At 65.8% G+C, this 14,505-nt stretch carries 14 protein-coding genes and 2 pseudogenes; 5 read left to right on the forward strand and 11 right to left on the reverse strand.

The features are described from left to right. Positions 1-22: 22 nt before the first annotated feature. From N5I75_RS18415 to N5I75_RS18425, 3 genes are all read right to left on the reverse strand, one after another. Complete coding sequence (locus N5I75_RS18415; protein WP_476678862.1) at positions 23-214, reverse strand: hypothetical protein; 192 nt, start codon at positions 212-214, stop codon at positions 23-25. Between the two features lie 68 nt (positions 215-282). Further along, positions 283-486, reverse strand: coding sequence for a hypothetical protein (locus N5I75_RS18420; RefSeq protein ID WP_394438217.1), 204 nt, complete (start codon positions 484-486; stop codon positions 283-285). Between the two features lie 153 nt (positions 487-639). Then, positions 640-2,007 (reverse strand): MDR family MFS transporter, encoded by a 1,368-nt coding sequence (locus N5I75_RS18425; protein ID WP_476678864.1) that lies wholly within the window; start codon positions 2,005-2,007, stop codon positions 640-642. A 145-nt stretch (positions 2,008-2,152) separates the two neighbouring features. Here N5I75_RS18425 and N5I75_RS18430 point away from each other — a divergent pair, with 145 nt between their 5' ends. Beyond that, the gene (locus tag N5I75_RS18430) at positions 2,153-2,914 is read left to right on the forward strand and encodes a phosphoglyceromutase (RefSeq protein ID WP_476678866.1); all 762 of its coding nucleotides are present in this window, start codon (positions 2,153-2,155) and stop codon (positions 2,912-2,914) included. Positions 2,915-2,994: 80 nt separating this feature from the next. On the opposite strand, the gene N5I75_RS18435 is transcribed toward N5I75_RS18430, so the two are convergent. The 5 genes and pseudogenes from N5I75_RS18435 to N5I75_RS18455 form a co-directional block, all read right to left on the reverse strand. Next, complete coding sequence (locus N5I75_RS18435) at positions 2,995-3,174, reverse strand: hypothetical protein (RefSeq protein ID WP_476678868.1); 180 nt, start codon at positions 3,172-3,174, stop codon at positions 2,995-2,997. A gap of 438 nt (positions 3,175-3,612) precedes the next feature. After that, positions 3,613-4,847 (reverse strand): annotated as a pseudogene (locus N5I75_RS18440) (tyrosine-type recombinase/integrase). Continuing rightward, positions 4,847-5,086, reverse strand: a complete 240-nt coding sequence (locus N5I75_RS18445; RefSeq protein ID WP_476678869.1) for a helix-turn-helix transcriptional regulator — start codon at positions 5,084-5,086, stop codon at positions 4,847-4,849. The pseudogene N5I75_RS18440 and the gene N5I75_RS18445 overlap by 1 nt, the downstream one beginning before the upstream one ends. Next, positions 5,079-6,373, reverse strand: a pseudogene (locus N5I75_RS18450) (replication initiator). Before N5I75_RS18450 ends, N5I75_RS18445 begins: the two are co-directional and overlap by 8 nt. A 173-nt stretch (positions 6,374-6,546) precedes the next feature. Next, positions 6,547-6,804 carry a SpdD protein gene (locus N5I75_RS18455; RefSeq protein ID WP_476678871.1) on the reverse strand — a complete coding sequence of 86 codons (258 nt, stop codon included), beginning with the start codon at positions 6,802-6,804 and terminating at the stop codon, positions 6,547-6,549. A 237-nt stretch (positions 6,805-7,041) separates the two neighbouring features. On the opposite strand from N5I75_RS18455, the gene N5I75_RS18460 reads away from it, so the two are divergent. Both N5I75_RS18460 and N5I75_RS18465 read left to right on the forward strand, forming a co-directional pair. Further along, positions 7,042-8,106, forward strand: coding sequence for an AAA family ATPase (locus N5I75_RS18460; protein WP_476678873.1), 1,065 nt, complete (start codon positions 7,042-7,044; stop codon positions 8,104-8,106). Continuing rightward, positions 8,106-8,714, forward strand: a complete 609-nt coding sequence (locus N5I75_RS18465; RefSeq protein ID WP_476678875.1) for a HEPN domain-containing protein — start codon at positions 8,106-8,108, stop codon at positions 8,712-8,714. The genes N5I75_RS18460 and N5I75_RS18465 overlap by 1 nt, the downstream gene beginning before the upstream one ends. Positions 8,715-8,886: 172 nt before the next feature. Here N5I75_RS18465 and N5I75_RS18470 read toward each other — a convergent pair whose 3' ends face one another. Next, the gene (locus tag N5I75_RS18470) at positions 8,887-10,233 is read right to left on the reverse strand and encodes an AAA family ATPase (protein WP_476678877.1); all 1,347 of its coding nucleotides are present in this window, start codon (positions 10,231-10,233) and stop codon (positions 8,887-8,889) included. Positions 10,234-11,825: 1,592 nt separating this feature from the next. Between N5I75_RS18470 and N5I75_RS18475 the strand changes: the two genes are divergently transcribed. Next, positions 11,826-12,371, forward strand: coding sequence for a GIY-YIG nuclease family protein (locus N5I75_RS18475; protein WP_476678879.1), 546 nt, complete (start codon positions 11,826-11,828; stop codon positions 12,369-12,371). A gap of 241 nt (positions 12,372-12,612) precedes the next feature. Here the strand turns inward: N5I75_RS18475 and N5I75_RS18480 are convergent, their stop codons facing one another. Continuing rightward, a complete protein-coding gene (locus tag N5I75_RS18480; protein ID WP_476679537.1) occupies positions 12,613-12,936 on the reverse strand; it encodes an ATP-binding protein in 324 nt (107 codons plus the stop codon). A gap of 67 nt (positions 12,937-13,003) precedes the next feature. Between N5I75_RS18480 and N5I75_RS18485 the strand changes: the two genes are divergently transcribed. After that, the gene (locus N5I75_RS18485) at positions 13,004-13,762 is read left to right on the forward strand and encodes a GntR family transcriptional regulator (protein WP_476678881.1); all 759 of its coding nucleotides are present in this window, start codon (positions 13,004-13,006) and stop codon (positions 13,760-13,762) included. Positions 13,763-13,827: 65 nt separating this feature from the next. Here the strand turns inward: N5I75_RS18485 and cpt are convergent, their stop codons facing one another. After that, positions 13,828-14,346: a chloramphenicol phosphotransferase CPT gene (cpt, locus tag N5I75_RS18490; protein ID WP_476678883.1), complete on the reverse strand. Its 519-nt coding sequence runs from the start codon at positions 14,344-14,346 to the stop codon at positions 13,828-13,830. Positions 14,347-14,505 lie beyond the last annotated feature (159 nt).

A 14,505-nucleotide genomic window follows, 5' to 3' on the forward strand; every position in this document is an offset into this window, starting at 1 on the left:
GAGGGGCGTGGGGTCAGTGGGGTCAGCCGAGGGCGACCATCCGTACGACGGTGACGGTCAGCACGGTCCCCGACACGTAGTACAGGACGATCGCCCCGCCGATCGTGGCCTCGCGGCGGTCCCGCTCACCGGCGACCGAGCTGGACCCGTGCCCGTACGGATCATGCGCGAGCGTGCGGCTCATCTCGGCGCGGAACGCGTCCCCGTTCGCCATCTTGGCCAGGGTGTCGTCGGCGGGCGGTGCGTATGCGATGCGGCAGGCGCTGCGCCTGCGACGACGGCTCAAGCCGGGCCCCGCCTCTCCGCCTCGTCCCGGGCGAGCCGGGCGAGGATCGCGTCGGCCTCCGGATCGGGCACGGCCTCCAGCATCCAGTGGCGCATCACGGCGTGGATCTCGTCGACCCCGGCCTCGTTGATGGCACGGTCGAACTCCGTACGGCGCTTCAGGGGGAGCGCGGCGCGGATGGCGGGGATGCTGTTGGGCACGTCGACCTCGACGCCGGCGACGAGGGTGCGGGGCGGTTCATCGGTTCTGCCGGTGTCTGTGCCGGTGCCGGTGCCCGTACCCGTGGCTGCTCCGGTGCCGTCGGTTCTGGCGACTTCGGACATGTGGGGTTCCGTACCCGTCGGGGGGCCGGGTCAAGCGGGGGTGTTGGTGACGGCGGTGGTGGCGGCGGCGTTGTCGGGGGCGGGGACGGCGGCGCTGTCCAGGATGGGGACGGCGGCTTCCTGCCCGGCCGCGACCCGGGTCCCGTCGCCCAGGCCGCGCATCAGCACCCAGTACCCGACCGAGGTGACGGTCCCGAGCACCGCGCATCCGGCCCACAGCCAGCCCGCGCCCGCGGAGTCGAGCACCCAGCCGCCGGCGAGCGGGGCGACGAGCGCCGCCGCCGACCACGACGTCGTATAGACGCCCTGGTACCGCCCGCGCCCCTCGGCGGGGGAGAGCCGGGCGACGAGCCCGGACTGGGTCGGCGCGTTGACCATCTCCCCGAGGGTCCACACGGCGACGGTCAGCGCGTACGTGTACAGGGACCCGGCGAACGCGGTGAGGGCGAAACCGAATCCGATGAGGAGCGAGGAGACGGTCAACAGCCGTCCTGGGTCGCGGCGTTCGATGAACCGGGTGAGCGGGATCTGCAGCGCGACGATGATGACCCCGTTGACCGCGGCGACGAGCCCGACGTCCGAGCTGGACAGCCCTTCCTGCCCCATGACGATCGGCAGCCCGACCGAGCTCTGCGTGAAGACGACGGCGACGAGGAAGGACAGCCCGACCATGAGCATGAAGCGCCGGTCGCGCAGGACGGTGGCCATGGTGACGGCGGAGGAGGCCGACGCGCGGGCGCTGCCCCTGACGGTGTCCATGGTGGTGTCCATGGTGGTGTCCGGCCGGGTCTCCTTCACCTTGACGAAGACGACGAGGGCGCAGGCGAGCGTCATGGCGGCCTCGACGAGGAAGCCGAGGGTGTAGCTCTGTGCGACGAGGAAGCCCGCGTACACGGACGAGACGGCGAACCCGAGGTTGATGGCCCAGTAGTTGAGCGAGAAGGCCCGCACCCGGTCCTCGGGCCGGACGATGTCGGCCATCATGGCCTGGATCGCGGGCCGGGAGGCGTTCGAGGCGAGGCCGAGCGCGAAGCCGGTGGCGGCGATGGCGACGGGGTCGCGCACGAAGGCGAGGACGGCGACGGTCGCGGCGGTCGCGAGCTGCGCCCAGAGGAGTGTGGGCCGCCGCCCGATCCGGTCGGCGAGGACCCCGCCGAGGATCGAGGCGATGACGCCGCCGAGCCCGATGAGCGAGGCGACGAGCCCGGCGTAAGCGGCGGAGAACCCGCGCTGCGCGGTCAGGTACAGGGCGAGGAACGTAAGAACGAACCCGCCGAGCCGGTTCACGAGAGTGCTGGTCCACAGCCACCAGAAGGCGCGGGGGAGCCCGGCGACGGATGCGACGACGGATGCGACGACGGATTGCGTGGCGGCACGTCTGAGCGCGGCGACTGTCATGGGTGCGTCCCCCGGGGCGAAATGGCGTCGATGTAAGCGGTGCGGCAGCGCGACACAACTTACGACCGGGGTGTCTCGCCGGGCCACTCAATTGACGGGGACCGTCAATCGGCGCGGCCCGGGGCGGCCGATTAGTCTTGGCCCCATGGCCGACGCACCGTACAAGCTGATCCTCCTCCGCCACGGCGAGAGCGAATGGAACGCGAAGAACCTGTTCACCGGCTGGGTGGACGTCAACCTGAACGAGAAGGGCGAGAAGGAGGCGGTCCGCGGCGGTGAGCTGCTCAAGGACGCCGGCCTGCTCCCCGACGTGGTCCACACCTCGCTCCAGAAGCGCGCGATCCGCACCGCGCAGCTGGCCCTCGAGGCCGCCGACCGCCACTGGATCCCGGTCCACCGTTCGTGGCGCCTGAACGAGCGCCACTACGGCGCCCTCCAGGGCAAGGACAAGGCGCAGACCCTCGCGGAGTTCGGCGAGGAGCAGTTCATGCTTTGGCGCCGCTCCTACGACACGCCCCCGCCGCCGCTCGACCGCGACGCGGAGTACTCCCAGTTCTCCGACCCGCGCTACGCGACGCTCCCCCCTGAGCTGCGCCCCCGCACGGAGTGCCTCAAGGACGTCGTCGTCCGCATGCTCCCGTACTGGTTCGACGGCATCGTCCCCGACCTCCTGACGGGCCGCACGGTCCTGGTAGCGGCCCACGGCAACTCGCTGCGCGCCCTGGTCAAGCACCTGGACGGCATCTCGGACACCGACATCGCGGGCCTCAACATCCCGACGGGCATCCCGCTCACGTACGAACTCGACGCGGAGTTCAAGCCCCTGAACCCGGGCGGCACCTACCTGGACGCGGACGCGGCAGCGGCGGCGATCGAGGCGGTCAAGAACCAGGGCAAGAGGAAGTAAGCGCGACGTAGTAAGCCCCCTGCCTGCGGTTTCTCCGCTGGCAGGGGGCTTCTTGCTGTGCTGGGGCCGTGGCTGGGCCGTCAGGTGCGACGGTGCCAGCGGTGGAAGCGGATGTCGAGGACGATCAGCAGGACGACGGGCACGGTGATCTCGACGGGAGCTTCGGCCCAGCGGGCGAGTGCGCCGCCGGCCGAGCCGATGAGCGCCATAGGCAGGTCGCGCAGGCCGATGTCGACCGTGACGCCTGTGCGTGGGACCATTGAGTCTCCAACTGGGTTCGGTTTCCTAGCGAGGGATTCTGGACACGGCAAAGGAGCCGAATGCCGCCCCACCACGGGCGGCATTCGCATGCCATCGAGACTTTCTCATAGCGGTCGTGGGTCAATCAAACGAGCAGGTGAATTGGGGTGCGAGGTGCGGTTGCACTTTTACCCTTACGCCTGCAAAAGCTCTCACCACCCCGCAGAATCGTTCCTCCGTCCCTTTTCTGTAGACGTTTTGTCTACAGAAAAGGACAGGTCAGCGCCTCGCGGATCTGTGTGCCACTCCAGGATGGTGCGAAATACCTCCCTAGCAAGGGAGCTTTCTTGCTAGCAAGAAAGAAAGCTAGTGAGAGTCGCGAGTAGGGCGACTTCGTTCCATCCTTGGATGGAACGAAGCCGCCCCAGAAGAAAGAGCAGTGGATCTTCGCGTGATGCTCAATCTTCGTAAAATTCCTGGTAGGTCGCGGCGATGGCCTTACGTGTGCGCGCCTGGCTGGACGGCATCAGGTGCGCGTACACCCGGAGCGTCAGCCCCGGGTCCGAGTGGCCCAGGTACTCGGCGAGAGCCTCGATGTTCTCGCCCGCGTCAAGGAGCACCGAGGCGTAGAAGTGCCGGAGCGCATGCATGCCGTTCTCGCGAGACTCGGCGTACGGCTGTCCGTGCTCCGGAACCGGGATCACCCCGGCGCTGGCCAGCGCCCGTTTCCACGCCTCCTCGTTCAGCGACGTACGCCAGACGTGACCGCCCCGAGGCCCAGTAAAGATCAGCCGCTTGGTCACTGGCGGACCATCCGCGACCTTCCACGGCAAGGTGATCTCGACCGGCGGGAACCGCTTCATGTGAGCGCAGAGCGCGTCAGCGACCGGACCGGGCAGCGGCACGTCCCGGAGCTTGCCGCCCTTGGGCGGGCGAACACGGCCTTGCTGCGGCTCAGTTTGAGTTGCTGGACGACGTGGAGTGCGTCCGTCTCGAAGTCGACCGCGTCGACAGCAACGCCGAGGATCTCCCCCTGTCGGAGCCCACAACCGGCGCCCAGGTCCACCATCGCTTGGAACCGATCAGGCATGGCGGCCCGGACAGCGAAGACCCGTTCCGGCGTCCACGGGATCACACGCTTCGTGTCGACGGTCGGCGGCCGGACAGAGCGGGCAGCGCACGGGTTCCGGGGAAGATGCCCGTCGTCCACCGCAGCGCTCAGCGCGGCCCGAACGTTGGAGTAGATCGTCCGGGCATACGACCCCCTGACGCCGTTCTCCTGGAGTTGCCGCACCCAGTCGCGGACGTGCGCAGGCTGGAAGGATCCGAGCGGACGCGTACCCAGGTACGGGAAGGCGTGCAGCCGTAGCTGTGACACCATCGAGGCTTGGGTGTTCGGGTCGGCCCCCTGTGTGGCCACCCAGCGCTCGGCGTACTGCTGGAACGTGATCCGGGCAGCACGAGGGTCGATGTACTGCCCGCGCGCCATGTCAGCCTCGATGTGGGCCAACCACTGTTCCGCCAGGCGCTTTTGCCGGTCGGGGAAGCTCTTGGACTTCTCGGTACCGTCCGGGCCGACGTAACGAGCGCGGTAACGCTGCCCTGTCCCGTACCGGTCGGGTTTGACCTTGCGCGACTTCCCATCCGGGCCGGTCTCGGCTCTGTACCAGCGGTCTTGGATGTGCCCGGCCATCAGGCGGCGGCCCCTTCGCGCAGGGACTCGACCCAGGCCCGGACGTCCACGGGGTCGTAACGGAGATGCCGGCCGACCCGGAAGCCTCGCGGGCCCGTGCGCTTGCGACGCCACTGATAGACCGTCTCGACGCTGGGCAGGTCGAACATCGCCACCAGGTCATCAGGAGTCAGGAACCGCGATGGCAGGGTCCGCGACTCGGCAGCCACGTCGGTGACGGCGAGGTGCCGGCTAGCCATGGGTGGGCTCTCCTTCTGTTCCTGGGGCGGGTTCGAGGGTTTCGGCGAGCCAGGTTTCGGTGTCGGTGAGGCCAGTTCCGGCGTAGACCCAGTGAGCGAGGACGAGGGTCGTGCCCGGGGCATACGGATTTTCGTAGGTGGCGGGGCCGTTGCTCGCTGTTGTGGTTTGAGCGCGGCGCCATTCGGCTCGGGAGTTGCGGAGGGCGCCGAGGGTGACGGAGTAGCGGCGGCTCTTGGTGGAGAAGTGGCCGCAGAAGCCGAGCATGTGGGCCCAGGCGCGGAGCCGGAGGTCTTCGAGTTCCTTTCGTGCACCGAGAGTCCATGCGGTGCGGACCATGCGGCGGGCGTGGTCGTTGATGTCGAGTTGGGCGAGTTCGGCGAGGAACTTGAGCGGGCGGTCGAGGGCGCCTGTCGCGGTTTCGGCCCCCTTGGTGGCGTACTTGGCGATGTACGCCGCGACGGCCCGTTCGGTGAGTTCTTGGCCGGGGTCGAAGTCGGCGGAGCGGATGGTGCGGACGTCGAGTTGGCGGCCGAAGGCGAAGGCGTGCGTGCGGTCGTCGATGACCGGTCCGTCCACGCGGGCAGCGGTCGCGGCGGCGCGGATCGCATCGGTCAGCAGCTCGGCGCTCGCCCAGGCGGGCGGTGGGGTGTCGCCGCCGTCCGGGCCGTCGATACGGATGACGGCGTGGAAGTGGACCGCGCCGCGATTCTGGTACTCGGCGACCTTGGCGAAGGAGACGCGGGCGTAGTCGCGCGCTTGGCGACCTCGCGGCGGAGGTAGATGGAGAAGCGGCGCCAGAGCAGGCCCGCGTGTGCGTTCCAGAGGACGGCGGCTTCGTAGTCGTAGGTGTCGGGGTCGAGGGGTGTGCCGAGGGCGGGGTCGTCCTGGTCGTGGAGGACGCCGCACCGGCAGGGGCGGACCGTTCGGGCCGGACCGGTGGGGCGGTTGTGGACCGGGCCGAAGCCGGGGGCGGTGAAGGTGGCGAAGACGCGGGGGTGGGTGGCGACGCGTTCGGGGACGCCCTTGCCGCCGCGCAGGCCGGAGATGATCAGGTGAAAGGTGTCGCGGCGGTAGACCTCGGCGCAGGCCGGGCAGCGGGTCGTGCGGCGGTTGTTGCAGCGGACCAGGAGGTGACCGGCGGGGAGGTCGGTGGAGTCGAGGCGGTGGAGGACGTTGCCGATCTCGCCGGTACGGGTGTCGACGGCGTGCTCGGTGCGGCGGCCGTCGAGGCGGATGGGGTGCGTGCAGCCGCCGAGGCCGGAGAGCTGGCGCAGGAGCGCGGGCATGGTGCCGGAGGCGGCCAGTTGACCCAGTTCGGGCAGCGGGGGCGGGGTGGCGCGGGTAATGATGGGTTCTCCTTCTGGCTTCGGTCAGGAGGGACAGGGCTCCCGGGGCGGTGGATGCTTGGCGGTATCGAGGCCGCCCCGGGGGTCTGCGTACGGGCTTGAGCCCGGGTGGATCAGCGGTGCCGCTGGTCGCGGAGCATCGAGCGCAGGACCACGGCGGCGACGGCCACGGAGATGGCCGAGACGGCGACGGCGGCCAGGAGCGCGGTCAGCACGACACCGCCGACGAGGACGGTCACGACCGCGCCGGTACTGACGGAGATCTGCGGCACCGGTCGCCGGGCGGGAGCCAAGTCGCTGGGCGCGTGCGTGTGGACGGGCGGCGGCGTCGGGCTGTAGGGGTACGTCGTGGCTGGGGCGGTCGGCTCCACGGCTTTACGGAGCCACTTTGGCGCGAGCCTCGCAGATCATGGCCCCAACGTCGTGCTTTACCGGGCAGGTCCACAGACTGCCCGACGCGCCGAAAGCTTACGGGGCCATGATCACTCGCGCCAAAGCAGCGCCACCCCAAAGCCGCTCCGCCGCCCTGCATCGTCACTGATCGGTCTCTGTTGCACAAGGCTCGTACCGCGGACTCAAAAGGAGATATGTTGTAAGCCCTCCGGGACATGGGGAGGTACTCCAGTGAAAGGCAGAACGTGAAGGCGTACGCACTGTGGAACAACAAGGGTGGGGTAGGGAAAAGCTTCCTGTGCTTCGTCGCTGCTTGCCAGTACGCGGAGACTTTTCCCGAATCCGACGTATACGTGATCGATCTGTGCCCGCAAGCTAACGTGAGCGAAACCCTACTGGGAGGGTATCAGCCGACTTCGCCGCCAATTCGCAAGATCACCGCAAAAACACCTAGGGCCACGATCGCAGGGTACCTTGAGGCCCGCCTCAATTCACCCTTCCAGATGATCGACGATATCGAGCCCTTCGTCGTACAGCCGAAGAAGTACAACTCCAAGATTCCAGAAAATCTGTACCTTTCGTGCGGAGACAGCCTCCTGGAACTCTTGAGCGAAGCAATTCGACAGACATCCCAGCTAACAATCCCATTCAATGCTTGGCGTCAGGTAATTGAGTGGGTGCGAGACCTCTGCGAGGCCCTCTCCGCGAGGAGTGGCGATCGCGATACGGTGATCTTTATCGACTGCAACCCGAGTTTCGCGGTTTTCACACAGCAGGCACTTGTGGCCGCAGATTACCTGGTGGTGCCATTTACTGCGGATGACAGTTCTCGCCGCGCAATCGAGAATGTTATGGCGCTGCTCTATGGCGCAAGCATCGGTGAAGATATTGCTCAGTACGCGAGGATTAACTTCTCTCAGCGAGCTATTTCTGAGGGGGTGACCACCCCCAAGCTCCACACTTTCGTAAGTAACCGAGTCACTACGTATGGCCAAACGGCCAGCAAAGCATTCCAGGCGGTTAGGAACGCAATTGAATCGACCCTGAACGGAATCTACAAAAAGCACCGCTCGTACTTCGTATCCACGAAATCTCCCGGAGATAGCTTTGTAGAGGTTCCGGACTACCACAGCGCATGCATTGTTTCGGCAGTAACAGGCACACCCGTACACTCGCTGAAGGCTGGCCCTCATGTCGTGAACGGCGAGAGGATTCAGATCAACCTTGACCCTTTGAAGCGGTACAAGAAGGCGCTCTCTGAATTTGTGGAGCGCCTCTGATGCCCTCTCTGGCGCAAACCAACTTCAGGAGAGCGATCGATCGCGCCGTCCTTCTACGCAAATCCTGCTGTCAACAGCGCCGAGGAAAGAGGCTGTCAGATGACGTGCGGCAAGTTCATTACCACTCACATCTCGCTGCATGTGTTGCCGCCTGGGAGGCGTACATCGAGTCAATTGCATTGGAGTTCATCGACCGAGCCGCCCGGCCTCTAGATCCCGCATTCTCGGAATTTCGAACCCTTCTTCGCGATTGTGCAGTCAACGCCAACAAAAAATTCAACACACCCAATTGGGATAATTGCCGCAATCACCTCGTAAAATACACCGGATTCGATCCAATCCCCTCTTGGTCCACCGCGCGCCGCGGAACTAACTCCATCTCGGCGAAGAATTTTCTGAACGATGTCTTGCTAGTTCGCCATTCTTTCGCGCACGGATTTCCGCTGCCATCTACGGTGTCATGGCTCACCGTTGACGGCCCCAAGAGGCTGCTCAGTGTACGAAACCTGAAGGAAGTTGAATCTTTTCTGAAGTCGCTGACGGTTGCCACTGACGCTGGCTTGAGTGCGCGACTATTCAGCGTCTTTGCTGTGCAGGTCAATTGGTGAAGCGCAAGCCAATCAGGCGGTCGGCCTAGACAACCCATTCAGATACTCACACAGCCGACCTACGTGCTCCCCTTCGGCTGGAAGGTTGGCAGCCGGCTCAAGGTCCCAGTCACAGGCGAGACGGCTCATCGCGTCCGCCGGACAGCGATGCGACAGACTTTGCGGTCCGCGCTCAGCGGCCCGGCATGATGACCTGCACATGCTCCAGCGAGGCCAGCGTCATACTGTGCGTCGCGATGATGAACTGACACCCGTCTTCGACACGACCATTCATCCAGGAGACAAGTTCTTCGGTGATTGACCGGTCGAGCCCGGCTTCCGGTTCATCCAGCAGGTAAAGCACCCCTGGTTTGGGGCTCATCTCCGCCAACGCAATACGGAAAGATTCCCACGCGCTAAGATGCGGGTCGCGCCTTTCTCGGAGACTCAAGTAGGAGGCGTACCACACATCCTGGGGCCGCGGACGATGATGAAAAGTGATCTCCAAGGCGGCAGCCAGCCGTCGACTTAGCGGGCGGTAGCCGAAGGCTCTACCTGCTCTTTCCCCCGGTAAAGCGTGCGAGAGCGCCTCAAGGACCACGCTCTTTCCCACGCCATTGGGACCTGCCAGCACGGTGATTCCCGGGGCGATGGTGATGCCCTGACGTAGAAGTCCGATCATCGGTACAGTCAGCACACGATCACTTCCCGGCTCCATGACAGCATCAGTCATGCCTTCCGGAAGGAAGCGCTCAGGCGTAAGGCGCTCTGTATCTATGCACACCGCCCGCAAGAAGCCACCCCCCGTGTAATGGGGGTCAGGTTCAATAAGCTCTTTGTTGAAGCTGGCCGGAATCGAAGCAGAGCCGCCTAGTTCACGGGTGATCTGGGCAACGTCTTGGTCAAGTTCCCGCAGGGTCGTCTCTATTGCCTCGGAGAGACTCACTCCAGTGTCTCCGGCTGGCGCCGCCCCTATCTCTTCCTGGCGGACGAGGACCTGGGCGAAGCGCGCAATCCGACGAGCCCACTCTTCGAGCAGGTGTGCTGTTTGTTCATCAGCTTCCGCACACGTCGGCTCCTGTGGTGCCGAAGGATGCGGCCGTGACAGCGATTCGCCAAACGTTGCCTGTCCTCGCTTCGCACGCAGTGCAGAGATGCGGGTACGCATCTGTTGGCAGGTCATGACTAACGCCCAGGACAGATTCTGATCCTCTGCCCGCAGGTCTGCCAGGCGACGATGCATTTCTCGGAGCTCATGGGAAAGATCGAGCATCTCGCGCATAGTGGCGACGATGTCCGTGGTCGAATTAGCTTCCTCTCGTTCGGCGTTCGCAAGGACCCGCTCCCACAGAGGTCGTGCTGCCGCGAGCAGTTTCTGGTGTTCTGCTGCACTCGGCGTGATCACGTCAGCGACAGCTTCGACAAATTCCCAGGTAATGCCCACTCCAGCGAGCCTCATATAGGTCGCAGTACGCCCAGGCGGTGATTCGCCAGAGAAATGCTCTGCTGTGAAGCGGCTGATCACCTTGCTGACCGTCACGTCTCGGTCATCCAGCCACCGGCGGAGCAAACGGGCGAGCTCGTTCTCTTCCTTGGTGCCCTGCGGTGGTCGCCACTGTCGACGAGCTCCCCTCCCCATGGCCGCGCTACTCCTCTCTCCCGGATGTTCCTGAGTCATCGTGCCGTATAGGTCCGCCGTCCGGAGCCGTCCGGCGAACCTCACGGACGACTGGTCCTGATCAATCCCGTCGCGCCATTGTTGTCAGCGCCGCGATCACCCGAACACGGTCATGTAGAGAGGTAGTTGGTTCGGTTGATCACGTTCTAAGGGACTGGGGTGCTCTCTCTCCCGTCTGTTCACACCCGATGCGAAGGACGTGCATGTCTCAGCCGCACACCCACCAGGACTGTCAGCGACCGCCGTCCACGGACATCCCAGCTGCCGTACTGCCTCTGTTGGCCCTGACCTTCGTCCCGCTCCTCCTTGTCGTCGGCGGTGGACTTGTGTACGTGACTCTCACGCATCCGTCCGTTGCTGTACCTCTAACCGTCGCCACTGCTGGCGTCACGTTCGTGGTCACCATCGCAAGCACCCTCGTCGCTCTGGTTACGCGGCGGCGATGAGGCCAGGCCGAGGAAGCTGTTCGGTCCCGGAATGCACCCGAGCGAGTACCGCAGGCTGCCGCCGACTCCTACCGGCAAGAGGCGTCAGCGTGACCACAACTGGCCGCCGAGAGCCCTCCGCGGCTGGCTGACCAGCTCGCTGGACCGCAATGACCTCACTGCCGAGAGGTCGGGACGAAAAGGTCGTGCCAGACGCGTGCCAGATCCGGCGGGGAACCACGGGGGCCACCGGGAAATCAACCGGCCCGTTCACCATGCGTCGACACCTTCCACCGCAGGCCGGCCACCCAGCAAACCCCAGGTCACCTCAGCTTCCCAAGCTGATGTCTTATAGACCGGACCTGCAGCCGCGAGGCGCGGTTGTCCCGGTTGACGCCCTTAGTTACGTGAGCCCTGCCAGACTCCACTCATGAGGCGTTGTGGGGGCGTGACACGGCAAGGGCGAATGTGCGGTAACCCAGCGGGGCGGAGTGGCTATTGCCATTTGCATGGTGGTGGTCGCCGAAGTCCGAGCCCCAGTGTCCATCCTCCGCGCCGGTCTTCACGTGTGACAGTCAGTCCGCAGCCCCAGAGACAGCGACGTGGTTTGTGGTGGCGACTGCGGTGGCTCTTGATGAGCTGGCTTGAGATGCTGCGGGACCTCATCAGCCGTCGAAGACAAGGCTGTGGCTGGGCCGTCTCTGGGCCGTCCGAAGCCGCTCAAGGCCGGCCGACAACGACAGGTGATGACCAGTCAGGTGTCAGTGTTCGGGCCCCGGATCTGCAGAAACGCAGGCTGCCAAGATCCCCGACAAGACCCAGGGCAAGAAGAAGTAGCTTTTCTGATCATGCCCCTGAGCTGCGCAGACGGCGCAGCTCAGGGGCATCTTCACGGCCTGGGACCACTCTGGACCCTCAGCCCTCCGGGTGCTGAGGCCCGTCATGTCGGTGCGCAGACTGGCCCGCGTCGCTGTGAGTGCCTCTCAGTAATCTGCGACAGTCAGCCCTGGCTCGGCGTCGGGAGGCTCCGTGGAGAAGACTGCCCTCGTCCGTCCCGATCGGCTGTGGTCCGCGCGGGAGGTGCTGACGCGGCCGAGTCCTGTCCCCGCGGCGCCTGGGGTCTACGGATGGCACTTCGAGCAGTCGCCCCATCCGGAGCTGGAAGCCGGGCGGCTGCTCTACGTGGGGATAGCGCCGCGGTACATGGCGAACCGGACCAGCACGCAGGACCTGCGCAAGCGGGTGCGCTACCACTACCGGGGCAACGCGGCCGGCTCAACGCTTCGGCTGACCCTCGGGTGTCTGCTCGGACTTGAACTGCGCCGCGTAGGCAGCGGCAAGCGTATGACCTTCGGCAAGGCCGGCGAAGCCACCCTGAGCCAGTGGATGGCGGACAACGCGCTTGTGTGCTGGATCGAGCAAGGCGAGCCATGGGACCTGGAGTCACAGCTCATCTACCAACTCGACGTTCCGCTGAACCTCGACCAGAATCGCCACAACGCGTTTCACAGTCGTTTGAAGGAGCTACGGGCACAAGCTCGGCAGCGAGCACGGGAGTTGCCCGTCAGCTCCTAGGCCGCCGAGCTGCCGCAGGGCCGTTTCCTGGACCGCGAGCCCACCGCCTCTGACTTCCTGATCGTGCAACCCAGCGTCCGTGATGGCCACGCGGCTGCATCCCTCTAGGCTTTGCCATCGGTCCGCCTCTCCGATATGGCCCGGACCAGTCTGACGCTGACTGCCCGTAGGGATGCCTGCACTGGGCCGGCTCCGATGCAGTGGCAATTCCCGGGTCGTCGTACGCGTGATCAGGCTGCGCTCACAGCAGCCAGGCGTCGGCCATCTCGAAGGAGACCACCGTCCCGCCGAAACGGCTGGCTCCGTAGTGCCACGAGTCGGCGATGGCGTCGACCAGGAGTAGGCCGCGCCCGTGCGGGTCGTCGGCGTCGGGGCATCCGAGGCGCACGTTCGCCGGGGATCCAGGGTTGTGGACCTCGACGCGTAGGGAGGTTCCTTCGCGGAACCACTGCACTCGGACGACTCCGGGCTCGTCCGACTTTCCGTGGACGATCGCGTTGGTCACCAGTTCAGAGATGAGGAGAACGCAATCGTCGACCCGGCGACCGAGCTCGTAGGGGGCGATGAACTTCCGGCAAGTGAGCCGTCAACCTGTGGCCTAAGGTGTCTAGAGATGAGAGGAGGCCCGCGGGATGGCCAACACCGACAACGACCGTCGGCCCAAGTACCAGCGGATCGCGGACGCTCTGCGTGAGGCGATCCAGGCGGGCGAGTACGGTCCCGGTGATCGGCTCCCCGGGGAGAACGACCTCATGGCCACGTACGGCGTGGCCCGCATGACAGCGCGTCAGGCCCTGGGCGTCCTGCGGGACGAAGGTGTGGCCGAAGCCCGTAAGGGTGCCGGTGTGTTCGTACGGGAGTACCGGCCGTTGCGGCGACGCGGCATCCAGCGTCTCGCACAGCAGCAGTGGGGCAACGGTCGTTCCATCTGGTCGACAGATGTCGAGGACCGCGATCTGGTGGTCGACCAGGTCTCGGTGTCGGACGAGGTGGCACCCGAAGGCGTTGGAGCGGTTCTCGACCTGGCCCCGCAGGACACCGTGTGTGTCAGGCGCCGGCGCTTCGTGCTGGATGGCAAGCCCGTCCTGCTCGCGACGAGCTATCTCCCCTCGTCCCTGGTGGCCGGCACCGCGATCACCCGACCGGACACCGGGCCGGGCGGAACGTACGCCAGGCTCGCCGAACTCGGTTACGAGCCGGTGCACTTCCGTGAGGAGATCCGTTCACGGATGCCCTCGAAGGACGAGGCGGCGGAGCTGGGCATGTCCACAGGGACCCCGGTTTTCCTCATCTGCCGCACCGCTTATACGGCCGAGGGCCGCCCCGTCGAGATCAACGAAATGACGGCGGACGCCGCCTCCTACATCCTCGAGTACGACTTCGAGGCGTAAGCGACAAGCAGGTGGTGTCCTGGGTGTGGGACGGTCGGTCGCGCGGGAGCTGAACGTCCCGCCTCTCAGGTGACGTTTTTCGCGATCTCTCGGGCGCAGTCCAGCGCCTCCGCGCGGGTCGTGTCCACCACCACGTCGTACGTGACCCCCTTGTGCACCAGCTCCGCCTGCTGCGCCGCCATTCCTGTGATGCGGTTGCCCCGGGCCAGTTCGCGGGCCGTTGCCGCTTCCGCGTCGCAATGGACCCCGACCCAGAGCACGTCCAGGGTGCGGAGGGCTTCTCGCCAGCGGGACTGGGATTCCGCGCCGCCCAAGAAGATTTCGTCGACCACGATCTTCGCCCCGGCCCGCGCCATCGCCGCCACCCCCGCGATCCACGCCCGTTCCAGCTCACGGAAGGCCGGGCCCACCGTCACCGAGCCGTCGGGGCTGAAGTCGATCCCCGCTCCCGACGCCGGCATCGCCTCGATCAGCGTGTCCGTGCCCAGCGTCAGCCATGCGCCCGGGAGTACGGACTGGAGGCAGCGGGCGATGCCGGACTTGCCGGAGCTCGAGCCGCCGTTGAGGACGATCACGTCAGTCATCGTCGCACCGTAGAGCCGGGTGCGGCCGGGGCGCCAACGCGTTTCCGCGCGCTCATGCGCCGTTGATGCGCCCGCCCCCGCGGGCATGCAATGGGAGCAGACCCGTTGAGCACCGCATCCGTACCCGTACCCGTATCCGTATCCGTATCCAGGAGGGAA

It is taken from the genome of Streptomyces sp. R818 (genome assembly GCF_056172735.1).

Bases quoted from the DNA above. Each gene is read 5' to 3' on its own strand.
- N5I75_RS18430 (WP_476678866.1), top strand. From the start codon at position 2,153: ATGGCCGACGCACCGTACAAGCTGATCCTCCTCCGCCACGGCGAGAGC.
- N5I75_RS18435 (WP_476678868.1), bottom strand. From the start codon at position 3,174: ATGGTCCCACGCACAGGCGTCACGGTCGACATCGGCCTGCGCGACCTG.
- N5I75_RS18485 (WP_476678881.1), top strand. From the start codon at position 13,004: ATGGCCAACACCGACAACGACCGTCGGCCCAAGTACCAGCGGATCGCG.
- N5I75_RS18425 (WP_476678864.1), bottom strand. From the start codon at position 2,007: ATGACAGTCGCCGCGCTCAGACGTGCCGCCACGCAATCCGTCGTCGCA.
- N5I75_RS18460 (WP_476678873.1), top strand. From the start codon at position 7,042: ATGGGGAGGTACTCCAGTGAAAGGCAGAACGTGAAGGCGTACGCACTG.
- N5I75_RS18465 (WP_476678875.1), top strand. From the start codon at position 8,106: ATGCCCTCTCTGGCGCAAACCAACTTCAGGAGAGCGATCGATCGCGCC.
- cpt (WP_476678883.1), bottom strand. From the start codon at position 14,346: ATGACTGACGTGATCGTCCTCAACGGCGGCTCGAGCTCCGGCAAGTCC.
- N5I75_RS18445 (WP_476678869.1), bottom strand. From the start codon at position 5,086: ATGGCTAGCCGGCACCTCGCCGTCACCGACGTGGCTGCCGAGTCGCGG.
- N5I75_RS18415 (WP_476678862.1), bottom strand. From the start codon at position 214: ATGGCGAACGGGGACGCGTTCCGCGCCGAGATGAGCCGCACGCTCGCG.